Genomic DNA, 23,424 nt, shown 5'->3' on the forward strand with positions numbered 1-23,424 from the left:
TCCTGCTTCCAAGAACTTTTCTGTTCCGGGAAGCAGGATTTTCAGCTTAAGAGCCCGGAGACGCAGGAAACTACAGCCGAGGCCACCTGGCTGATCTCATTTTCTTTTGCGGTGCGCATGAACGAAAGACGGACAGCAGTATGGGCCAGTTCTTCTTCATAGCCCATCGCAGTGAGTACCGCCGAAGGATCGGTCGAGCCTGCTGCGCAAGCAGAACCTGAAGAGCATAGGACTCCCCTGCGGGCCAATTCAATCAGCACAGTTTCACCGGCGGTCTTCGGGAAAACGAAGGAGACTATGCCTCCAACACGATGTTCCGGATCCCCTGTCAGCTGGACGCTGCCCGGATGCTTGGCATTGAGTTCCTTGAGAATCCGTTCAACCAGGTACGGGCCAAAGCTTACGCCCAGTCCTGCTTCGCGCTGTGCGGTCGCTGCCTGCAATGCCGCGGCTATGCCCACGGCAGCGGCCGGGTTCTCGGTTCCCGAACGTATTCCGCCCTGCTGTCCGCCACCGTGCAGCAGCGGCACAAAGCGATGCTTAGCGGACAGGTACAGTGCTCCGCTGCCCTTGAGGCTGCCGAGCTTGTGCCCGGAAATGCTCAATGCGTCCACTGCGGCGCACAACGGCTTGAGATCGATCCAGCCGGCGCCCTGCACGGCGTCCGTATGCATGATCGCCCCAGCGTTGCGGGCCAGTTGGGCAACCTGCACTACCGGTTGAATGGTGCCGACTTCGTTGTTCACTGCCATCACCGAAACCACGGCAACAGCTGCATCGATCAGCTGGCCGGCCGCATCCAGATCGACCAGCCCCGTGGCCGATACCGGGATGATGCGGTGTTCGAATCCGTGGAATTCAACAAGGTACTTGCAGGCTTCCAGTACCGCTGGATGCTCAATGGAGCTTGAGACCACCACACGTCCACGGGGGTTGGCCAAGGCCGCCCCGATCACGGCAGTGTTGGCTCCCTCGGTGCCGCCGGAAGTGAAATAGACTTCCTCTGCTGCCACGCCCAGCTGGCTAGCCAGCTGCGTTCTTGCCCAGTCGTTAGCCCGCTTGGCTTGCTGCCCGGCTTCGTGCAAAGATGCCGGATTACCGAAATCCTTGGTCAACAACGGATTGAGCATGTCGAGAACGTCTTGGCGAGGCGGCGCGGTGGATGCGGCATCCATGTAGATCATGCAATAACCATATCCAGTCCAAGGTCAATTGCTTTCACCGAGTGCGTGATGGCCCCCGAGGAAATGACATCAACACCGGCTTCAGCGACAGCCACGACTGTTGATGCGTTGATGTTTCCGCTGGCTTCTACTACTGCTTGCCCGTTGATCAGTTCAATGGCTGCGGGAATGTCAGCGGGATCAAAGTTATCCAGCATGATAATGTCCACTCCGGCGGCGAGCACTGGTGGAATCTGCGCAATCGAATCCACTTCAACTTCCATCGACGTGGTGTGCCCCAGCCGCGCACGTACCGACTTCAGGGCAGCGGTAAGCTGCTCTCCGTTATCCAGCAAAGCCAGGTGGTTGTCCTTGGCCATGAAAGCATCCGACAGGTTGTCCCGGTGGTTGACTCCTCCTCCGCAGCGCACTGCGTAGCGTTCAAGGACGCGAAGGCCTGGCGTAGTTTTCCGGGTATCGACAATGCGGGCTTTGGTATGCGCAACCAGGCCGACGAGCTCAGCGGTCGCCGTCGCGATGGCACACATGCGCTGCAGGAGATTGAGCCCCACGCGTTCAGCGGTCAGCAAGCTCGCCGCCGGCCCGGTGACCTTGAGCAGGCTGTCACCGGCGGCAAACGTGCTTCCGTCGGCAATCAGCTGCTCTACCTCCAGCTGCAGATCCACTAGCTGCATTGTCCGGGTGAAGACCGCACCTCCGGAGAGTACGCCTGGCTGGCGGGCCTGCACCACGGCGGTAGCTGTCGCGCCTTCGGGAACGATGGTAAGTGCGGTGATATCGCCGCGCGGATTGTCCTCGGCGAGCGCCAGCTCGATGATGCGGTCCATGGCAGCGTTGGGTACCGGATGGATCAAAGTGTTCACGCGTTCATTTCCTTGCTCAAAAGGTTCTCGTTGTTCAGCTCGCTTGGGTGCAGGGTCCAGCCATAGCGCACACCCTCATCTGACAGGCTGCTGGTGAATTCGGTTGAATCCAAGCGGTGGTGTGCACCCAGGCTTTTTGTGCGTGCCATGGAACCTGCAGCGATGATCCTTGCAGCGATCCACAGATTGCGCAGTTCCGCCTGCTCTCGCGCAGTGGCAGCGACAGGCGCGCTCGTCGCCAGTATCTGGGCCATTTCTTCGAGCTCCTCGCCGGTGCGGTAGACACCAAGTTTACTGCTGGCTGCCGTTTGCAGCTGTTCAAGATCCAGGGGTGCTTCCGGGGCAGGCTCGGAGAGTTGCTGGATAGTCAGCGCATCGGTATTGCAGCGAGCATCTGGTGGGTCGCTGATCAAGGCCAGGATGGCTTCTCGGGCAAAAATCATTGCTTCCAGCAAGGAGTTGCTGGCCAAGCGGTTGGCACCATGAACTGTCGTGTTGGCGCATTCGCCGGCCGCATAGAGGCCTGGGACAGAGGTTCGTCCTGAGATGTCGGTGTGGATCCCGCCCATGAAGTAGTGCTGGGCCGCTACCACCGGAATCAGGTCATGAGCCATGTCCAGGCCGGAGCCGCCCGCGGTGCAACTTGCGAGCCGGGCGGTGATGGATGGGAAACGGCCTGCGAGGAATCCTGTGCCACGCGTTTCTTCCACGGCCCGCGCATCAAGGTACACCTGGTGCCCGGCTTGGATCTGCTCATGGATGCCTCGGGCCACGACATCACGAGGTGCCAGCTCAGCATCCGGGTGAATTCCAGGCATGAACCGCTGCCCCGCGTCATTGACCAAAATGGCACCTTCACCACGTACGGCTTCGGAAACCATCCCGGCTTCTGGATATCGGGCGGGGTCAACCAGCGTTGGATGGAACTGGATGAATTCGGCATCCGCGATGACAGCACCTGCCCGGGCGGCCAGTCCCAGGCCGTCGGCGGTTGCTCCTTGAGGATTGGTGGTCGCTGAATACAACTGGCCCAGTCCACCGGTAGCCAGCAGGATCGCTTCTGCCAGGAGCAGTTGTTCTGCCTCGTTGCGCAAGTAGTGCACCCCTGAGACTTTTCCATCATGCAGCTGGAGTTCGGTGGCAACTGCATCCTCGAAGATGCTGAGCTTGTTTGCAGTTTCCAGTTGGCGCACGGCACGAACCAAGGTTTGCACCAATGAAGCGCCGGTGGCATCCCCATTGATATGCAGAATACGGTGTGCGCTGTGCGCGGCTTCAAGGCCAAGCTGGTAGGAGCCATCTGCATTACGGTCAAAATCCACTGCATATGATTCCAAAGCCTGCACTAGCTCTTCGCCTGAGGAACACAGGTGTTCCACCGGTTCCACGCCGCAGTGGCCCGCGCCAGCTTTGAGCGTATCGGCAACGTGTTTGGAAACAGAGTCGCCTTGGGCCATGGATGCTCCGGTAACAGCTGATAGCCCGCCCTGCGCGAGCTCAGAGTTCGAGTCCCCCAGTTTCCCTTTGGTCAGCAATACCGGCTGGATGCCCAGCTCTACGGCGTGCAAAGCTGCGCACAGTCCAGCCACACCGGAGCCGACGATCACCAGCTTCTTCGGTTCTTGTTGGACCTGGCTCATGGCTTGGCAGCTAGCATGCGCTCCAGGGCGATCTTTGCATCCCCTTGTTGTTCCTTCGGTACCGAAATTTGGTTGACCACTCGTCCGGCAACCAGCTCTTCGAGCACCCAGGCAAGGTAGCCCGGGTGGATTCGGTACATCGTGGAGCATGGGCAGATCACTGGATCAAGGCAGAAGATGTTGTGCTGCGGGTACTGGGCAGCCAAGCGGTTGACCATATTGATTTCGGTGCCGATGGCAAAAGCAGTTGGCTCGGTAGCAGCGGCAATAGCCTTTTGGATGTAGTCGGTAGAGCCGGCTTCATCTGCCGCGTCCACAACTTCCATGGGGCATTCGGGATGCACAATCACGCGCACGCCAGGGAAATCCTCACGCGCCTTGGCGATCTGCGCGGGGTTGAAGCGCTTGTGCACGGAGCAGAAGCCGTGCCACAAAATGACCTTGGCATCGAGCAGCGTGTCAGCTTCGTTGCCGCCCAATTCCTTGCGCGGAGTCCACATCGGCATCTGCTCCAGGGGAATGCCCATGGCCTTAGCGGTGTTGCGTCCAAGGTGCTGGTCCGGGAAAAACAGGACGCGGCGTCCTCGCTCGAAAGCCCACTGAAGAACAGTTGCAGCGTTGGAGGATGTGCAGACCAGTCCTCCGTTGCGACCGACAAAGGCCTTGAGCTCTGCAGAGCAGTTCATGTAAGTCACGGGAATGACCGGCATCCGCCCGTCATCGGCTTCATCTGCATACAGGGCGGTGAGCTCTTCCCAGCACTGTTGCACGCTCGGACCGTCTGCCATGTCCGCCATGGAGCAGCCTGCTGCAAGATTCGGAAGGATCACCGACTGGTCCTCACGGCTGAGAATATCTGCCGTTTCGGCCATGAAGTGCACCCCGCAGAACACGATGGCTTCGGCCTTGTCGCGGGTCAATGCGGCGTTGGCCAGCTGGAAGGAGTCACCCACGAAATCTGCGTACTTCACGACTTCATCGCGCTGGTAGAAGTGTCCGAGGATCACTGCCCTGTCCCCCAGGGTTTCCTTGGCTGCCAAGATGCGGGTATCAAGCTCTGCGTCGCTGGCCTCCAGGTATTCCTCCGGGATCGAACCCTGCACCGGGTAACCAGCTGGAACCGAATCCTCTTGGGAGGCACCTGGCCCGTAGCCCGCAGGGGTGTCCCACGGGTTGGAGGCCAGGTCGGTGGAACAGGTGGAAGCCGGAGCCAGCAGGTTGAGCCGAGCTATGTTCTGGGCTACCGAGGCGTTGGCGTTGTCAGTGATTTGGGTGCTCATGGGTTCGTCCGTTTCTTGCAGGATGACGGTGAAAAGTATGGATGGTGCTTGCTAGTCGTGCAGCGGGTCGACTTCCAACGGGTCAGGTCCGTGGCCAACGTAGCGGTATAGCCGTGGTGGCCGGTGCTGTCCGCCAGCCAGATATTCGTCGGTCTCCTCAATGGATGCCGTGCTCTTGAGCGTTCGGCGGAAGTTCGCAGGGTCCAGACGGCGTCCGAGGATGGCTTCATAGACTCCGCGCAGGGCCGCCAGGGTGAAGCGTTCGCCGAGCAGCCGATGGGCTATCTGCCCGTATTCGGTTTTGTTGCGCAGCCTCCACATGGCGTAGTCCAAGATCTTCCGGTGGTCGAAAGCCATCTGGGCAATCTGCGGGTCATCGATATCGAACCAGGCCACGTTGTCGTCTTGGACGGTGGCGCCCACTTGATCTGCGTTCAGCAGCGCAAAGTAGGCGATGGTGACTAGGCGGTGGGTTGGCGAGCGGTCGATATCGCCGAAAGTGTAGAGCTGTTCCAGGTAGGTGGGGCGCAGGCCCGTGGTTTCAGCAAGGTTGCGCCCGGCCGCTTGGCCGAGGGATTCGCGCGGATCAACGGGTCCGCCTGGCAGCGCCCACATTCCGGTGTGGGGTTGGCGAATGCGGCGCACCACTGGCAAGCAGAGTTTGTCGGGTCCGCCATCCTTGCCTTCACGGATTCCCAGGATCACAGTGGAGACCGCAAGAGCGGGTGGGAGGTTGCGGCGTTCGTCGACATTCGCCCAACCCGGTACGGATGACATTTCTTATTTGCCTCATTTTCAGCACATTCGGATTCGTTAGAGTCATTCTGACATTAACGCTCTTCAGGCACTAGCCCAGATCACATTTCGAGGGTGAATGGCCTATGATCAATGGCATGACATTGGATCTGAATCTTCGAGTGGTTCGCGCAAACGCTGAGGTGAAAAGCCCATCCGTGCTTTTCATCCACGGCTTCGCCTCATCCGGCGAACTGAATTGGGACCGCTCGCGTTGGCTGAAATATTTCACTGATGCAGGACGCGATGTCCTTCTGGTTGATTTGCCCGGCCATGGAGAAGATCCTCGCCGCAATGACGGCAGCTGGGCGCCAAGCCAGATTCGCCAGGCCCTGGCTGCCATCGTGATGCATCTGGATGATGGTCCCGTAGACGTCATCGGCTACTCTTTGGGTTCCCGGCTGGCTTGGGAGTTCGCCGCCTTCAACCCGGATTTAGTGAATCATCTGGTCATCGGGGGTCCAGGAGCCGGTGATCCGCTGGCCGCCTTCGAATTGGGCCAGGCCCGCACCTACGTCGAGACGGGCGAAAAGATCCATGACGACTACACCGCCGCCATCATGCGGATTGCCGAGGCTGAACCGTCCAATGATCTATCGGCGCTCTTTGAGCTGATTGAAGCAATCAAATCCGAGCCCTACGATCCGGCAGCCAAGGTGCCGTCAGTTCCCACCTTGCTGGTCGCCGGAGACCAGGACGATCTGGCGACCACCATGCCGCATTTGCGTCGCCTCCTGAAGGACGCAGGAACACGCAATGAAGTGCTGTGGCTGGCAGGTCGCAATCACGCCAACGCGGTAACCAGCCGCGAGTTCAAGGAGAGAGCGCTTGAGTTCGTGAGCTTTTAGCTCCGGCCACTCCTTTAATGCATGCCTCCGCTGCCTTGAGCCTACTCAACTATCCGGGCTAAAGCTCGTCCGGGTTTCCAGACGAGCCTTAGCCGGCTCAGCGCCGACTATTGCATTTCCGAACTGGAACCGAACATGGAAGTGCTCTTGTTCGCTGCACGTTCCGATCAGCGCTGTGGCCCTTAGCGGTTAAATGATTCGATGCGTACAAGCCTAGCGATCTCGAATCTCTTCCCAGTCCCTGCCGCTACTTCGGCGAGCCCACCTGCGCTAAAGCGGCGTGTACATCAACAGGGTCAAGTCCGTGGCTTCGGTAGGAGTCAGGTTGTGCTGCTCGTAGCGCGTCAGCCCCAATTTAGGATGCCGGAACACCCGTTCACCGGTGCGGAAACCTGCAACGTCGCGTTCATTCCAGATCGCGGCAAATTCCGGGGAGGCCGCCGAGACCCGCGCAACGATGCCGCTCTCCCCCGACGGGCTGAGCCATCCACGCGTTTCAGCACGGAAGCTTCCCACGAAACCGCGGCTTTGCACTTCCCAATCCGGGAGCATCTCACGCAATTGCGCATCGGTGAAAACGAGCCACAACAGGTTCCGATCTTCACCGTCCAATGAAGCCACCCGCGGATACAGCTGTTCATAGGCTTCATTCCAGCCCAGGATGGTCCAGTCGGCGGAGAGCAGGAAGGCTGGGAACTGCAACGCATCGAGCAAACGCTGCAGGGCTGGAGTCATGCCGCCGGTGCCAATGGGGTCAAGCTCACCGTGCCCTGCCAGGGAAAACAGGTACGAGGATTCCACCGGGGTGAGCCGGAACAGCCGTGCCAAGGACTGCAGAACCTGGCGCGAGGGATTAATGTCGCGGGCCTGCTCAAGCCAGGTGTACCAGGTAACAGAAACGCCGGCCAAGGTGGCGACTTCTTCGCGGCGCAGGCCGCGCACGCGGCTGCGTCCGATCTCCGGCAATCCATGGGAAGCCCTGTCAGCCCGGGCCCGGCGGTCCTTGAGGAACGCGGCGAGTTCTTCGCGACGTCTTTGACTTGGAGTCACGGGGTAAACCTCATTGCATGGTAGTAGTACTACTAGTATCGTCACCGTCTGGGTTTGAGGGCAAATATATGGTGAGATTTTAGGTATGACCACACTTCGTTCACACACTGTCACCCATGGCCGCAATATGGCCGGCGCTCGCGCACTGTTCCGCGCAGCCGGCGTGAACGGCGCTGACCTCGGGCGCAAGCCGATTATCGCTGTGTCCAACAGCTTCACTGAATTCGTTCCAGGGCACACCCACCTGCAGCCGGTAGGCCGCATTGTCTCCGACGCCATCACTGCCGCCGGTGGCATCCCCCGCGAATTCAACACCATTGCCGTGGACGACGGCATCGCCATGGGCCACGGCGGCATGCTCTACTCGCTGCCATCGCGCGACCTCATTGCCGACTCCGTGGAATACATGGTCAATGCCCACTGTGCCGACGCACTGATCTGCATCTCGAACTGCGACAAGATCACCCCGGGCATGCTGATGGCCGCATTGCGCCTGAACATCCCTACGGTCTTCGTCTCCGGTGGTCCGATGGAAGCCGGCCGCGCCACCCTGGTAGATGGCACCGTGCGCACCTTGGACCTGGTGGATGCCATCTCCGAGGCCGTGAACGAGAACGTATCGGATGCAGACCTGCTGCGCATCGAAGAGTCGGCCTGCCCGACCTGCGGCTCCTGCTCGGGCATGTTCACCGCCAACTCGATGAACTGCCTGACCGAGGCCATGGGCTTGTCCCTGCCGGGCAACGGCTCCACCCTGGCTACCCACACGGCCCGCAAGGACCTGTATGAAAACGCCGGCAAGCTGGTAGTCGATATCGCCAACCGCTACTACGGCGAAGACGACGAGACGGTCCTGCCACGCAGCATCGCCACCAAGAAGGCCTTCGGCAACGCCATGGCGCTGGATATCGCCATGGGCGGTTCCACCAACACCATCTTGCACCTGCTGGCCGCCGCCCGCGAGGCCGGCGTGGAATTCGGCCTCGATGAGATCGATGAAGTGTCCCGCCGTGTCCCGTGCCTGGCCAAGGTTGCACCCAACGCTGCCGGCAACGGCACCATCTACTACATGGAAGATGTCCACCGTGCCGGTGGCATCCCCGCAATCCTCGGCGAGCTGCGCCGCGGCGGCCTGCTGGATGAAACCGTGCACACGGTTCACTCGGCAACCCTGGGCGAATGGCTCGATGACTGGGATATCCGCAGCGGCAAGGCCAAGGAGGAATCCTTCGACCTGTGGCACGCGGCCCCGGGCGGCGTGCGCTCCTCCACCGCCTTCTCGCAGTCCGAGCGGTGGGCGGCGCTGGACACCGATGATGCAGAAGGCTGCATCCACTCGGTTGAGAATGCCTACTCCAAGGACGGCGGCCTGGCCGTACTGCGCGGCAATATCGCCGTGGACGGTGCAGTGGTCAAGACCGCTGGCGTTGACCCTTCGATCTGGACCTTCTCCGGCCCGGCAGTGGTCTGCGAATCACAGGATGAAGCCGTCGAGAAGATCCTGAACAAGCAGGTGAAGGAAGGCGACGTAGTAGTCATCCGCTACGAAGGTCCCAAGGGCGGGCCGGGCATGCAGGAAATGCTCTACCCCACCTCGTTCCTCAAGGGCCGCGGCCTGGGCAAGGCCTGCGCACTGATCACCGATGGCCGCTTCTCTGGTGGTACCTCGGGCCTGTCCATCGGGCACGTCTCCCCCGAGGCCGCGTCCGGCGGCATGATCGCCCTGGTGGAAGATGGCGATACCATCTCCATCGATATCCCTACCCGCGAGCTGACCCTGAACGTCTCTGACGAGGTCTTGGCACAACGCCGCGAGCGCTTGATCGCGACCACCGGCTACCGTCCGAAGAGCCGCGAGCGCGTGGTCTCCCCTGCGTTGCGGGCCTACGCCGCCATGGCGTTGTCCGCTGACAAGGGTGCGGTCCGCGACGTGGATCGCGTGGAGCGTGCCATGCGCGAAGCCGATGAGCGTGAAGCTGCTGCCCAGAGCGCGGCCCAAATCTAGCCAGAAGGCTTGACCATGGCAACAGGCCCGGTCCTCTTATGCGAATAAGCGGACCGGGCCTGTTCTGTTTCCAAGGCACTAGCCCTGAAGCAGCAGGGATTGTTCCCCGCACGCCGAATGCCGGCCCTGCCGCGAGAGGCAAGGCCGGCATCCAGCTGGCGCGCGGACTATGGGTTCCGGCGACGGTACCGAAGCAGGATCAATGCTCCGGCGATAATCACCATCCCTGCAGCCCCTGCCAGCCACAACGAGCCCTGGTCAAGGCCGGTTGCCGCAAGCGGTGCTGGCGGGGCAGGTGGTGCTGCCGGCGCTGGCGGAGCCGGCGGAACCGGTGGTGCCGGTGGTGCCGGTGGTGCCGGTGGCGCTGCCTGCGGAGCCTCGGAGCAAACTTCCACATCCGCCGAATCCGAATTGTTCCCATCCTCGCCGGACTTCTCCGGTATCGAGGCCGTATTCGTCATCGTCTGGCACGTGCCGGCTACGCCGTCCAAGACCAGTTCGTACGTGAACTTCTTGCTCTGCTCTTCGGCCTTGACCGTGCCCAGTTCCCGCGGCTGGCCGGGATTGGTGTAGTCATCGAAGACCGTCACCATTTCATCGGTGGCCGTTGCCGCCTCGAATTCCAGCGGAGCCTTGGCACTGACCGTGCGGGTTGTGCCCTCCACGTCGGTCCAGCTGGCGTTCACCGTGTTCTCGTGGCCGGTGTAGTCGGCCTCGGCAACAGGAGCTTCGAAGGTGCAGCTGTACTTCACGGTGCGGGTTTCCCCGGCCGCAAGCTCCAGCTTCCCCTCCGCCAATCCTTCGATGGAGCAGCTGGCCCCGTCGATGGATAGCTTGTCTTCCAGGAGCACTTGCGTGTCCTTGAAGTCATTCGGATTGGCCACGGTGATCTCACCGGTGACGGTGAAGTCCTGGTCTTCGTAACCCTCCAGCATCGCTTGGACCGTGTACTTGGCCGTGGCCTGCCCGTCCGGGTCAACCTCGAACTTCGTTTCCTTCGCCTCCTTGCGGGTCGACCAGTCGTAGTCCCGGACGTACTGGGCGTCGGCGCTCTTGGCGATCATCAGGCCCTGCTCGATGCACAGTTGCAGGTCCACCGAGGATTCGTCCTTGCCGTTGCCGTCGGTACTTTCATGGACTGCCGCGGTATTGGTGTATACCGTGCAGGTTCCCGCTTCGGGTTCCAGCACCTGTTCGTATTCGAACTGCATTGGAGCTTGCGGGACATGGACTACCCCGAGCACCTTCGGTTCGGCGCCAGGATCCATCATGTCGTCGGTGACTGCCACCGATTCGTCCGTGACTGCATCGATCTGGAACTCGATCGGTGCTTCGGCACGCACTTCGCGGTCATCGAAGGTGGCAATCACCGTATTGACTGCTCCCTCGAAGGCATCGGTGGTGAGCCAGCTAGCGAGGTCGCATTCATACCGGGCCCCCAAGTTCTCCCCGGCATCGAGCACGACCTGCAATCCAGCGGCCGCTTCATCGGCATCTTCCAGATCGATCCGGCAGCTGGTGCCAGCGGTATCGATCCGGTCTTCCAAGGTGGCGGTGATGGAACCGAAATCATTCGGGTTCTGCACCATCACCTCACCGGCCAGCCGCAAGTTCTGCTCAACGGCTGCGGTGTTGCGAGCCTGAACCCAGTAGTGCGCGGTGAAGGTTCCATCCCCGTTCGCGGTGAGCTTGCTCTGGTCGATCCGCTTCTCTACCTCCCATTCGTAATCCAGGTCTACCAGTCCCTGCGCGGTCTTCTGCAGCCCCAGGGCCTTTTGGCCGCAGAGGGTGACGGTGGTCGAATCCTCGGCCCCGGTCTGCTGGATCACCGCGGTGTTGGTGAACTCGGTGCAAGTGCCGGCCTGGGCTTGGTGGCGCAGGGTGTAGTCGAAGTCGACCGGGGTGCCTTCGGCATTCCAGATCGCTTCGCCCAGCACTACCGGCGACTCGGGGTTGGTCTTGTCATCGATGACGGTGACCTGCTGATCGGTTTCAGCATCCAGCAGGTAGTCCACCGGTGCGGTTGACGTGGCCACCGAATCCTCGCCCCAGGTTGCCGTAACCGTGTTTCTGCCGTGCAGCTGTTCCGGGGTACCCGAGCAGCTGTAGGGCAGTTGCACCGTGGTTCCGGTTCCGTCGCTGCCCACCGGGACTGCGACTTGCAGGCCCCCGGTTTGCGGATCGGCGTCCTCGGCGTCGATGGTGCACGTGACCCCTTCGATGCTGATTTCATCGGTGATGGTGGCTACCGTCGAGGCTGATGCGAAGCGGTTCGGATTCACCAGCACGATCATGCCGTGCACTTCATGGCCGGAATCCTCCGATCCGTCCGGGATGGCCGATACGGTGTAGGAGAAGTCGGCGGTGCCGTCCTCGGCGACGACAGCTTCGGTGCGGTCAACCTTCTTCTCCAGATCCCACAGGTAGGTCCGATCGAAGCTGGCTTCGGCATCCTTGGCAATCATCAGATCGAGCAAGCCGCATAGCTGCACGGTCGCCTCATCCCTCGGATCCTCCCCTGCCTGGATATCGACCCAGGCGGTGTTCGTGTAGCTCATGCATTCACCGGCCGGAGCATCATGCTCCAGCTGGTACTCGATGAGCACCGGCGAATCATCGATGTCCACGGTGCGCAGCAATACCGGCTCCTGGGGATTCGACTGGTCATCCCAGATCTCGACCTGCCGATCGATGCGGGAATCAATGGCGAATTCGATGGGCACCTGCGTGCTCGATGCCCGGTCATCGCCCCAGCTGACCGTGGCGGTGTTGGTGCCGCCGCTATAGTCGCCGGCATCGACTCCCGCGGAGACATCGCAGCTGTAGCCGACCGTGATTGTCCCGTTGGCCGGGATGCCCACCAGCGATTCAGAGGTGGTGCAGGTGACCGCGTCCAGATCGACCACGTCCTGGATTGTGGCGTCGATGCCCGTGTACTGGTTCGGGTTGGTGATGGTGATCTGGCCTTCCAGCACCCATCCCGAATCCTCATACCCGGTGTTCTCCACCTTGACCACATAGTCCACCGGTTCGCTGGCCGCCCCGTTGGTGGTGATCTCCTGGTCCTGGCCTTCGGCCAAGGACTTGTCGATCTGCCATTGGTAGGTGCGGTCGTACGCGGCTTCGACGGTCTTGCTGATCTCCAAGGCCGCCTCGCGGCAGGCTTCGGCGAGCGCGTTGTCCGCCGCGGTGAAGCCGTCATCGCCGGTGAGCGTGGCGACGTTCTCGAAGACCTGGCAGGTGCCTGCCTGGTCCACGGTCCACGTCACCGAGTAGTCCCGGCTTTGCGGCCCATCGGCCACATCCACTGTCCACGGCGGATCGAACTCGTGGGCGCTGTCCGTGATGGTGACCGTGTCGTTCAGCGGCGTCTGGTTCCAGTCCTGTTCCGAGATCCCCACGGTGTCCGAGTCCTGGCTATTGGCCGTGCTCAGCGCCTGGGCGTCCCAGTCCACGGTGGCGGTGTTGCTGCCTTCGTAGTCCGGCGGGGATGCGAAGGTGCACGAGTAGTCCATCACCCATTGGGCCCCTGCGGGGATCACCGTCTGGAAGCCGGCTTGCTCGGCGGACATGTCAGCCACCGCTTCGCCCTGCACCCCGGTGATCGTGCAGGCCGCGTCCCCGCCGACATCGGCGAAGTCCTGCACCGTGACCGGCGCGTCCTGCCAGTCGTTCGGGTTGGCCAGCGTGATTTCTCCGCTCATCGCCCAATTGCCGTCCTCGTGGCCTTCGGGGGTCACGGTGATCCGGTAGTTCGCCGTGGCCTCGCCGGTATTCGGGTTGGCTGCCAGCGGTTGCCCGGAGAGCAGCTCCTTGTCCAGCGACCACAGGTAGGAGCGGTCGAAGGAGGTCACGACGTTCTTGGCGATATCCAGATCTGCGCCGGCGCACACCGTGGTGCTGGCCGAAGCCGTGTTCTCCTCGCCCTCGCCGGTGGCCTCATCGAGCACCGCGGTGTTGGTGTACTCGGTGCAGGTTCCGGCCACGCCCTGCAGTTCCAGGTCGTACTCGAAGGCCTTCGGCGATTCACCGGCCATGGCGGTGCCCAGCACCACTTCCTGGCCTTCAACGGTCTTGTCATCGGTGATGGTGACTTCGCCGTCGGTCAGCAGTGCCTGCTCGAACCCGAAGCCGACTTCCGTTTCAGCCTGGCGCTCCTGGCCCCAGGCCACGGTTGCGGTGTTCGTGTACTGGGCGGTGATGTCGGTGTCAGCGGGTACCTGGCAGTTGTAGCCAAGGGTGATGCTTTCACCGTCTCCCAGCACGATCTGGAAACCGTCAGCGCTTTCATCCGCGTCGGTGCCATCGATGGTGCAGCTGGCCGACGGGATGGAGAGCACATCGGTGACCGTGGCCGCCAGGTCCCCGACTTGCGTGTTCGGGTTGCTGATGGTGATAGTTCCGGACACCTGCTTCGCGCTATCCTGCGCTTCGCCGGCGGTGGCCACTACCGTGTAGTGCGCGGTGACCGTGCCGTTGCCGGCGACCGTGAATTCGCTGCGGTCCACCTGCTTGTGAAGCGACCAGTCGTAGTCGCGTGCGTAGCTGGCGTCCACGTCCTTGGTGATAACCAGATTCTTCTGGTCGCAGATGCCCACGTCCTGCGAGTCCTCGATGTCCTCGCCGGCCAGATCCACCCACGCGGTATTCGTGAAGACCAGGCATTCATCACGCGGCACTTCGTAGGTGATCTCGTAGCTGAAGCTCTGCGGGGCGTCGGCGTAGTGGACCGTGCCCAGCAGTACCGGGTCCCCGGAAGGATCAGCCTGGTCATCCCAGACGCCAACTGATTCATCGGTGCTCTCATCCAGGGTGAATTCGATGGGTACCGGCTGGCTCTCAGCCTGCAGCCCATCACCCCAGGTGACCACCGCGGTGTTGGTGTGGCCGGTGTAGTCGGCCTCCGCCACGGCCGATGCATCGCAGTTGTAGTCCACGGTGATCGAGCCGCTGCGCGGCACCACCTGCTGCATGCCTTCCATTCCCGGATTCGTGTCCTCGGCAATGATGGTGCAGGCGGCCGAGAGGGTATTCTCGTCGCTGATCGTCACTTCGAGGTCTTCGAATTCGTTGGGATTGGCCACGGTAATGGACCCGGAAAGCTGCTGCCCGGAATCCTCGTAGCCGGTATTGTCCACCAGCACCGTGTAGTGAACGGTGGCGGTTCCGTCTTCCTCGACGACGGCATCTGGCGATTGGCCCTCGGCCAGCTGCTTGTCGATGCTCCACAAATAGGTGCGGTCATAGGAGGCTGTCACGTCCTTGGTGACGGTCAGCCCTGCCTGGCGGCACGCTTCGACCTGCGCGTCATCGCTCTTGACCAGCTGGTTGCTTCCGGTGATCGTGGCGGTGTTCATGAAGCTCTGGCACTTGCCGGCTTCCTCCACCGTCCAGGTGTATTCATAGGTCCGAGTCTGCGGTCCATCGGAGTAATTGATGGTCCAGGCCGGATCGAATTCATGCAGCGGGTCGGTCACGGTCACCGTCTGGTTCAGTGGTGTCTGCGTCCAGTCGCCTGCATCCACCGGTACAACTTCGGTGGCGCTGCCCGAAGCGGTGGAGGCCTCGCTGGAGGACCACGTCACTTCGGCGGTGTTGCTGCCCTCGTAATTCGGCTGCGATCCGAAGGTGCAGCTGTAGCTGAAGGTCAGTGTTTGGGAGGCATCCAGTGTTGCCTGGAAGCCCGGTGCCACCGGATCGGCGTCCAGCGTGTCCGGTTCGCCGGCAATGCCGACCACCTGGCAGGTTGCGTCCCCGCCCACATCGACCTGGTCGGTGACGGTCACGTCAATGGCTTGCCAGTCATTGGGGTTGGATACCGTGATGGTTCCGCTCATGGCCCAGTCGCTGTCCGAATAGCTTTCGGGAGTGACAGTGACGGAGTATTGCGCGGTGAATTCGCCGGTTTCCGGATCCGCGGTGAATGGCTGCTCGCCTACTGCGTCCTTGGCGATGCTCCAGTCGTAGCTGCGGTTGAAACTGGACACGACCAGTTTCTCGATAGCCAGGTCCTGGCCGATGCAGACTTCCACGGTGGCATTGTCGGTCAGCGTTTCACCGTCGTCTGCGGCGAGGCTGGCGATGTTCTGGTAGTCGGTGCATTCTCCGAGCACGCCGTCCCACTCGATGGTGTACGCGAAGGTCTTCGGGCTTTCCCCCGCTGTAACGGTGTTACCGCCGGCGATGCCCGAAAGGTCGATTTCGCTATCGGTGACGGTGACTTCATCGTCGGTCACCGTTGGCGAGACGGACGCGAAATCGTAGTCGGCCGAGGCGCTGGCTTGGCCATCGGTGCCATAGTAGGCCTCCGGGTCCCAGGTTGCACTGACCGTGTTGGTGCCGGCGCTGGCGGCACTGGTTCCCTCGGGCAGGTCGCATTCATAGGTGAAGGAATTCTCGCCGGGCTGGATGGTCACCGGATTGGCGATCGGCGATCCGCCAGCGGAGATGACGCAATTGGCTCCATCAAGCTGGTCGGCCAGCGTAATCCCGGACATCGCCGTATCATTCGGGTTCACCACGGTAATGGTGCCGGAGAGCTGGAAGTTGCTGTCCTGGGCCTCGCTGGCGGTGGCGACCACGTTGTAGTCGACGTCCACTCCGGGGGCCGTGGACTTCACTGTGGCTTGCTGGCCCTGGGCCAGCGACTTGTCCAGATCCCAGTCGTAGTCGCGGTCATAGGATGCCTGCACATCCTTATGGACCGTGAGCTCGCCGTAGGTGGTCTTCGTATTGGTGAAGGTACAGGTGACTTCATCGTTGTCGCCCAGGTTGAAAGTGATGGCCGAACCGCTGCGGATGGCGGCGGCGCCGGTGCAGGCGATCGAGGAAAGATTCCAGCCAGCTGGCAAGTCCTCTTCGGTGACGGTGATCGTAGCTGGCGCCACGGTGTAGGTGACGCTCTGCGGCAAGCTCGCGCCGGTATCGGAACCGGCACTGTCATCGAGGTTGAATGATGTCGAGTCGCCGAAGCGGTCCTCGGCGAGGGTGAAATCGAAATCCGTGCCGTCGGCAGGAACCGCGTCCTTGATGACGGTTACGGAACCTGCTTGGACCGCACCGGCCTGGATCTGGTTGTCGCGTTGTCCAATGGACTTGCAGTTCAACGACGAGATCAGGACGTGGTACGGCGAACCGTTGATTGAGGAAGCACCGGTGCCCGGGCCGTGATCCAGCTCCGAGGCGATATGCGCATCGAAGTAGAGGGTGACGCTTGACTCGTCGCCTTCTTCTCCGTCGACCATCAATGTGATGAAGACGGTGTCGACGCGGTCGTTCCCGGCGCCTTCATCGACAGTCCAGCCGGTGATGTTCGCGCCGTCCACTGTCTCGTTGAGCAAATAGTCATAGGCCCATTTGCCGGCCTGCTTGACCTGGTAACTGATGACCAGCTCGTTTTCGCCTGCGGGCAATGTCATTTCCAAGCGCTGGTGAACCACACCGCCCTCATAGAGCCCGTCGTGGACATTGCCGTTGGCGAAGGCGGGCATCTCATCGGACCTCTGCATGAAGGTGTCGACCGAGCCGTCTCCTTCGTTGTACTCGCAAATCCGCGGGGCACCTGGCTCAAGGGCAGCGGCCGTGATCGGCTCGCGGGCCGCTGTCGAGGACCCGGTAGAATCTTCCGATTCCGAAACTTCGGCCTTCGGCTCCGCAAGTTTCGGTGAATCCTTGCCTTCTGGCTTCTCTTCCGGCTTGGGCGCAGCTGATTCCACAGGTTGCGCTTCGGGTGCCGGCTGCGTGGTTTCCACAGCTTTTGGCTTTTCTGGCTTCTGAGTTGCCGGTGCCGGTGCAGGGGCGGATTCAGGTTCGGCCGCTGCTTCTTCCTCTGGCGCCGAGGTCTTGGCACTGACTTCTGCTTCAGCAGCTGGCTGTTCTTCCTCCGTGTCAGCCGTGGACGATTCGTCGGCTTCGGCCTTGGTTTCCTCAGCCGAGCCGGTGGCCAGGACCGATTCGGAGTTCTCCGGTTCAGTCCCCTGCTGTGTGGCCTCGACTTCTTCCCCAACAGAAGTTTCGGCAGCAACTGCCATGCCCGGAATGGTCATGACAAAGCACAAGGAAATCGACGAAATTATCGCCAAGCATGCTTTTAATAATCTGTTTAAAGCTGTTTTACGGCGCAAATTTGGCACAAAAGTGCCACGCCTTTGATGCCTAGACATTTCTCCCCCATACAAGAATGTCCTGAGTGGATCGCGCGGCGTGCAGGAGCGATCCACCCGAAAAAGAGCGAGCTATAGTAAGGCTTTGACCTCAGATAATGAAAGCCTGGCCCATGATTCAGCCACCCCATGTGGCTCAACTGCTCAGGATAAGTTCCCCAATGCATCTAAAGATGCGAAATGAATGCGAGTGTTTCAATTCGTCTTTAAATCCCCCAATTCAAGACAACGATATGCCGACATCCTACGCCGGCATTCGGCTTTGTGCCAGCAAATGGAACGAAATAAATTTGGCTGAAAATGAAGCAATCGGTGCACTTCTTTGTCCATGGATTAAACGTGCTTGTCATCTGCCAAATTCACGATTCAGGCCCTAGCGGACAGCAATGAAGGTCGATGCGCTGCAACAGCGGCTTTGGCACCGCCCGCTCGACCGCGGCACCCGAAAGGCTTGGCAGAAACCGGACTGGAACAATCCTGCCGACCCCGGGGCCAGTACAGAAGCAATGGCACTACGCCTCGGGGGCTCCTCATCCACCGAAGAGCTCCGTGGAGTCGAGTCCCGGAGACTGCCCCGCTTCACTCTGGAACGTCGAGAAGATTCACTACGACCTTCAACTACTAATTTGAGTACCCGGTCTGACCTGCAAAGTAAAAATAAATCTCAATCTGATAAAGGTTGCGTGTTTTCTCCGTTTGAGCTTGGTAGTTGCTGAACACTTTGGTAATCATTGAATGGTGAAAAGAGCAACCCTATGAGCCAACGACGCGCGTTCCGTCGCATATTCCTTCCCGCTGCATGGCTAGTTATCGGCGCCTTGATCGCCGTCAGCCTCGTGAAACTCGCGTTTGCCGGCGGCACGGCCAGCGCCGACGATGACCTGTTCCCCACCGGAGAGATCCCGGCAGAGACCATCTTTGCCGAGAAAGCCACGGTAGAGAATAAGCTGTCCATCCCCGGAACTATTAAGCTCACCGAATCGAAAGAGCTGAATGCGCCCGTGGACGGCGTTGTCAATTGGGCTTTCGTCAAGCCAGGCGACAATGTCGCCCTCGGCGATCGAATCTTCCAGGTCCGCGCCGAATCCCAGCCAGAGAGCGTCGGGGCCAACGACTCGGATAGTGAAGGTTCACAAGACGAGCAGCAACCGCAGGAAGCTGCACCAGTGGTGAAGTACCACGACGTCTACGCAACGGCCACAGGCAAGGTCGGCGCTTTCCAGATCGAGGTTGGCGATGACGTCACCAAGGGCACGGCACTCGGCGCGATCCAACCCCAGGAATTCTTGGCCGCCGGTTCGATCGATCCGCTGGACCGCTACCGGTTGCTCGATGAAAGCCTCGAAGCAACGATCACCATTGACGGCGGACCGGAGCCATTCACCTGCAAGGACCTGTCTGTCGGTGACAGCGCTTCGAAGAAAACCAGCGCCGGCTCCGCAGACCAGGACATGGAATCGCAGATGGATCCAATGGCGTCCGGAGAATCCACGGAGAGCTCTTCGGGCAGCGAGATTTCTTGTGCCGTACCTGCAGACATCGTGGTTTTCGACGGCCTGAGCATGAACATGGAAATTGATGCAGGCACGGCCGAGGACGTATTGACCGTACCGGTATCGGCTGTTCGTGGCCTGGTTGGCCAGGGTGCGGTGTGGAGGCTGGATGAAAACGGCAAGGAAATCCGCACCGAGGTAGAGCTTGGCGTGACCGACGGAAAGGTCATCGAGGTGATTTCAGGACTGAAGGATGAGACGGAAATTCTCCGCTTCGTCCCAGGATCCACCCCGGCACCTGAAGAAATGATGGATATGGAGTCCTACTCAGATGAGTGGTGAGCCATTGCTGAAGCTCGAGAATGTCACGCGCAGCGTCCTGCTGCCCGACGACAGCGAGCTGCATATCCTCAACGGGATTGATCTCACGGTGTCCGAAGGCGATCACATTGCCATTGTCGGCCGTTCGGGTACGGGCAAGTCCACGCTGCTGAATATCCTTGGCCTGCTTGATCGGCCCACCAGCGGTAGCCTGCTGTGGCGAGGCAAGGATGCGACCCGGCTGAGCGCCAAACAGGCGGCCCATGCTCGCGGGCGCGACCTCGGTTTCGTTTTCCAGCAGTTCAACCTCCTGCCAGGACGCACTGCCCTGGAAAATGTCATGGCTCCACTGATGTACGCCGGTGGACGCGACTTCTGGAATCGGCGCAAGCTAGCAACCGAGTCCTTGGAGCGCGTGGGACTGGGCAAACGCTTGGATTCAATGCCCCAGACCCTCTCCGGTGGTGAGCAGCAACGTGTGGCCATCGCTCGCGCGCTGGTCCGCCGGCCACGAGTCGTACTGGCCGATGAGCCCACCGGTGCCTTGGATGTCACTACCGGACGTGCGGTGATGGATCTCTTGGATTCCGCCACGGTTGATTCCGGCGCTGCCCTGATCACCATCACGCACGACAGCAATGTTGCGGCCTTGGCCCGAGAACAGCTGCAGTTGGATGGCGGGCGGCTGCATCCGCTCAGTGAGGTGGCGGCAAGATGAAATCCTTAACTCGCTTAGGAACCGGTTTTGTTGCTGCGCTGCTGGAGGCATGGCAGGAACTGCGTATTCACAAGTTGCGCGTCTTGCTCTCCTTGGTTGGTGTCACCATTGCGGTGGCCTCGTTGACTACGGCATTGGCCGGAGCTGGCATGGCGCGTCAGATGATGACCGAAAGCCTTGAAAGCGAGGGTCGGCCAGCAATGATTGTTGTCTACGCCTACGACCCGAACTCGGATGCTGGTCCTGCGGGCAACGACCAAATCGATGAGGCCTTTCAAAAGACCAGTGACCGGTTCAAGGTCGAGTACACCACCATGATGGGACGCAGCTACGACCAGAAGGCTTCAGCCCAAGGGCTGAGCCTTGATGCCGAGATCATGGTGGTTGATCCCGACTACGCTCCAATGCACCGGTTAGTTGTTACTGACGGCCGCTGGCTGGAAGCCGAAGATGCACAGAATCTTGCCCCAGCGGCGGTGGTTGACCACACCTTCATCAAAGAATTGGGACTGGAAGGCCAGCGACTGCCTTTAACCGTGGATTTGATGAGCAATGGGAACACCGTCTCAGTTACGGTCATCGGAACCACCAAAGCATCTAGCTACGGCATGGGCGGCAAGCTGTGGATGCTGCCGGCCACCTATGAGCACTGGTTCGGCATGCAAGCTCCGCTCAATGAGGTCAGCTACAAGCTGTGGGTGCCCATCGAGGGATCCGAAGAGCTGGCCATGCACTTCGGCCAGCAAATGCAGGCAGAACTTCCTGGTCTCACAGTTGATGCGCACCGCGAAGATTATCTGATGTGGGGTGCTGATGAGAGCTTGAAGATGTTGACCATGGTGGTTGCCGGGATCGCAATCATCATCTTGCTGCTTGGTTCCCTGAGTCTGCTCAATGTTGCCATGGTGACCATGAAGCAGCGTATCCGCGAAGTGGGTATCCGACGCAGCTTCGGTGCAACAACCGGACGCGTATTCTTCTCGGTGATGATGGAAAGCGTCGTGGCCACGGCCGTAGCAGGTGGCATTGGCGTGCTCATCTCCGTTGCCTTGGTCTCCAACGAGAATCTGCTGAATATGGTGATGGCTACCGAGCTGGATCAAATGCCGGCATTCCCTATCGGTGCGGCCCTACTTGGCATGGGAGTTTCCATCGCCGTAGGCGCACTGACCGGTGTGCTTCCCGCGCTGGTGGCAGCCCGAGTCAAGATTGTGGATGCTATTCGCGTCTAATATGCAGATGCCGCTAAGGCGCTGGAACGGAATCATGACCTCCGTTCCAGCGCCTTCTGCGTACCCCTGGTGAGTCGGCTGATTAACTGCGGTAGCCGAGGACCGATGAGAAGGCCTCCGTCGCCGAGGTCTCAAACCAAGAGGTTCTTCTCCAGCTCAGTGGCCGCGAACTGTGTTGAGCTGATCTGTTTATCCCTTGTTCACGGCAGGGAGGGATTCGTCGCTGCGCGATGCGCCTCCGGTCGCGCGTTTTCTATCCTTCTTCCTCTTTCCACCCTCTGTCTTCATCCAAGCAATCAGCCCGATAGTAGTGACAGCAGCGATGCCGATCCAAATAGTTCCCCAAAGTGTGGATAACTGGATCCCCAGACCTCCGGTAACGGTGAAAATCAGTGTGGCCGGCAGGAATATAAACGCAAAAATATTCACTCGGTGACTGAACTTCTCACGCTTAACCGCCTCTTCGCGCAGTTGTTCGGCTCGTTCGCGATTCACCTGCTCTTCTTCGGCGCGCTGGTTGGCTTCCAGATAATCCATGATGGATTTCTGCTCGATCAGTGAATGCTTGATTCTTTCTTCCAGCATGCGCACGTTCTGCATGGCTTGCAGCACCCGAGTTGCAGATTCACGTCCAGGTATCTCCTGCAACCAGCGCTTACCGTGGAACTCGATAAACCTTTTTTGAATGTCCTTGTATCGCTTAAGCGAAGCAGCGGAATCCTCAAGGTTTCCGGTTGCCGCTAGATTGGCCAGGTGTCCGGCGCGCTGGGTCAAGAATTCATCTTGCTGCATCGTCAAGACCGCCAAATCGACGAAGACTGAATGCGCTAAGGCCACCGTATGCCCAGTCTCTGCGATCCAGTGTTCAGGATCGCCATCCGGACGGGACTGGGCAACAATCCCCATCCCCCGATCACTGCACCAACCAATTGACGGGCCAAGGGAGACTTGGGCTTTGCTAACTCCGAGGTCGGACCAGTCGCTCAAAGTTGGCTTAGGCGTGGCGGTTTGAGCAATGCTCAGTGCATGCGCCCAGCGCACTGCAGGGTTGTCCATCGCGCTCGGTCCGTGCCAGTGTTTTTGGCACTGAGGAATCTTGTCTTGCGGAATAAAAGTGGAGATCGTATAGATGTTCCCCATGGATCCTGCTTGTCTTTTGATTGCAGAGCGCCGCCATTATTCAGTTCTACTGCCAAGCCTGCTGAACGCAAGGCGTTGTTTACACCCGCTCGCAAGTCCTTGCCATCGATGTTTGTGCCCGGCAGTAGCCCAGCACGAGTCGGCCGGTGCAGCGCAGAGGTCACCCAACCGGGGGTTTGCAATGCCTCTTTCGAAAGCTTCAGGTGCAAGGCGACGTATTCAGCGTTGCCGGCTCCTGTTTCCGCCTCACTACGAGAACGTGAAATTCCAGCGATCCGGATACCGGCGCCGGTCAGCTTGCTGATTACCTTCTGGTTGTCGAAAGCAAACGTTGGAGCACCCGATAGTGCTTGCTTCGCGTCGGCAGTCATGGCCAGGAAATGAGGTCCGACCGAAGTCTTGTCGAACCAGCTTTTTGATGCTTTATGCAGATTTCCCGCGTCGTTTTGGAGAAACTCAGAGGTTTCGCCTTGCAGATCTTTGCAGAACATCTTCCACGTGATATCCGCGGCATTCGACGGGACCCACCACAAGTTTCCATCAGGTTCCGTGATCGAAGATGCCGGAACTCTGGCGACCAACGCCACGGATCCCCACATCCAGCTATTTGCGTGGACCTCGGTGGGGTGCGACGGCAGCGTCGAATCAATCACGCCTGTGTTTTGACCTGAAGACATCTTTTTCCTTGCGCTC

Annotated in this window: 14 protein-coding genes; 5 read left to right on the forward strand and 9 right to left on the reverse strand. The window is 60.2% G+C overall.

The features are described from left to right. Window positions 1-41 precede the first annotated feature (41 nt). Genes ACNPM8_RS18240 through ACNPM8_RS18260 form a run of 5 tightly spaced genes read right to left on the reverse strand, consistent with a single transcriptional unit; the run spans window position 42 to window position 5,744 of the window. Window positions 42-1,184 (reverse strand): cysteine desulfurase family protein, encoded by a 1,143-nt coding sequence (locus tag ACNPM8_RS18240; RefSeq protein WP_448940405.1) that lies wholly within the window; start codon window positions 1,182-1,184, stop codon window positions 42-44. Then, the gene (nadC, locus tag ACNPM8_RS18245; protein ID WP_448940406.1) at window positions 1,181-2,047 is read right to left on the reverse strand and encodes a carboxylating nicotinate-nucleotide diphosphorylase; all 867 of its coding nucleotides are present in this window, start codon (window positions 2,045-2,047) and stop codon (window positions 1,181-1,183) included. The genes ACNPM8_RS18240 and nadC overlap by 4 nt, the downstream gene beginning before the upstream one ends. After that, on the reverse strand, window positions 2,044-3,687 hold the full coding sequence (gene nadB / locus ACNPM8_RS18250) for an L-aspartate oxidase (RefSeq protein ID WP_402734958.1): 1,644 nt from the start codon (window positions 3,685-3,687) through the stop codon (window positions 2,044-2,046). The genes nadC and nadB overlap by 4 nt, the downstream gene beginning before the upstream one ends. After that, on the reverse strand, window positions 3,684-4,967 hold the full coding sequence (gene nadA / locus ACNPM8_RS18255) for a quinolinate synthase NadA (RefSeq protein ID WP_448940407.1): 1,284 nt from the start codon (window positions 4,965-4,967) through the stop codon (window positions 3,684-3,686). The genes nadB and nadA overlap by 4 nt, the downstream gene beginning before the upstream one ends. Before the next feature lie 51 nt (window positions 4,968-5,018). Then, complete coding sequence (locus ACNPM8_RS18260) at window positions 5,019-5,744, reverse strand: NUDIX hydrolase (RefSeq protein WP_400290873.1); 726 nt, start codon at window positions 5,742-5,744, stop codon at window positions 5,019-5,021. Window positions 5,745-5,860: 116 nt separating this feature from the next. On the opposite strand from ACNPM8_RS18260, the gene ACNPM8_RS18265 reads away from it, so the two are divergent. Then, the gene (locus ACNPM8_RS18265; RefSeq protein ID WP_181148884.1) at window positions 5,861-6,610 is read left to right on the forward strand and encodes an alpha/beta fold hydrolase; all 750 of its coding nucleotides are present in this window, start codon (window positions 5,861-5,863) and stop codon (window positions 6,608-6,610) included. A gap of 270 nt (window positions 6,611-6,880) precedes the next feature. On the opposite strand, the gene ACNPM8_RS18270 is transcribed toward ACNPM8_RS18265, so the two are convergent. After that, a complete protein-coding gene (locus ACNPM8_RS18270; protein WP_105658042.1) occupies window positions 6,881-7,660 on the reverse strand; it encodes a helix-turn-helix transcriptional regulator in 780 nt (259 codons plus the stop codon). An 85-nt stretch (window positions 7,661-7,745) separates the two neighbouring features. Here ACNPM8_RS18270 and ilvD point away from each other — a divergent pair, with 85 nt between their 5' ends. After that, on the forward strand, window positions 7,746-9,665 hold the full coding sequence (ilvD, locus tag ACNPM8_RS18275) for a dihydroxy-acid dehydratase (RefSeq protein WP_105661080.1): 1,920 nt from the start codon (window positions 7,746-7,748) through the stop codon (window positions 9,663-9,665). A gap of 167 nt (window positions 9,666-9,832) precedes the next feature. On the opposite strand, the gene ACNPM8_RS18280 is transcribed toward ilvD, so the two are convergent. Then, a complete protein-coding gene (locus tag ACNPM8_RS18280) occupies window positions 9,833-17,695 on the reverse strand; it encodes a prealbumin-like fold domain-containing protein (protein ID WP_448940408.1) in 7,863 nt (2,620 codons plus the stop codon). Window positions 17,696-18,582: 887 nt separating this feature from the next. On the opposite strand from ACNPM8_RS18280, the gene ACNPM8_RS18285 reads away from it, so the two are divergent. The 3 genes from ACNPM8_RS18285 to ACNPM8_RS18295 are packed head-to-tail and all read left to right on the forward strand — an operon-like array spanning window position 18,583 to window position 21,591. Further along, complete coding sequence (locus ACNPM8_RS18285) at window positions 18,583-19,662, forward strand: efflux RND transporter periplasmic adaptor subunit (protein WP_448940409.1); 1,080 nt, start codon at window positions 18,583-18,585, stop codon at window positions 19,660-19,662. Continuing rightward, window positions 19,652-20,359 carry an ABC transporter ATP-binding protein gene (locus ACNPM8_RS18290; protein ID WP_448940410.1) on the forward strand — a complete coding sequence of 236 codons (708 nt, stop codon included), beginning with the start codon at window positions 19,652-19,654 and terminating at the stop codon, window positions 20,357-20,359. The genes ACNPM8_RS18285 and ACNPM8_RS18290 overlap by 11 nt, the downstream gene beginning before the upstream one ends. Continuing rightward, window positions 20,356-21,591, forward strand: coding sequence for an ABC transporter permease (locus ACNPM8_RS18295; RefSeq protein WP_133834727.1), 1,236 nt, complete (start codon window positions 20,356-20,358; stop codon window positions 21,589-21,591). Before ACNPM8_RS18290 ends, ACNPM8_RS18295 begins: the two co-directional genes overlap by 4 nt. A gap of 189 nt (window positions 21,592-21,780) precedes the next feature. Here ACNPM8_RS18295 and ACNPM8_RS18300 read toward each other — a convergent pair whose 3' ends face one another. Together ACNPM8_RS18300 and ACNPM8_RS18305 are read right to left on the reverse strand one after the other, a co-directional pair. Beyond that, window positions 21,781-22,647, reverse strand: coding sequence for a hypothetical protein (locus tag ACNPM8_RS18300; RefSeq protein WP_448940411.1), 867 nt, complete (start codon window positions 22,645-22,647; stop codon window positions 21,781-21,783). Beyond that, the gene (locus tag ACNPM8_RS18305; protein WP_448940412.1) at window positions 22,611-23,408 is read right to left on the reverse strand and encodes a hypothetical protein; all 798 of its coding nucleotides are present in this window, start codon (window positions 23,406-23,408) and stop codon (window positions 22,611-22,613) included. Before ACNPM8_RS18305 ends, ACNPM8_RS18300 begins: the two co-directional genes overlap by 37 nt. Between the last annotated feature and the right edge of the window lie 16 nt (window positions 23,409-23,424).

The organism is Glutamicibacter sp. AGC46 (genome assembly GCF_053543715.1).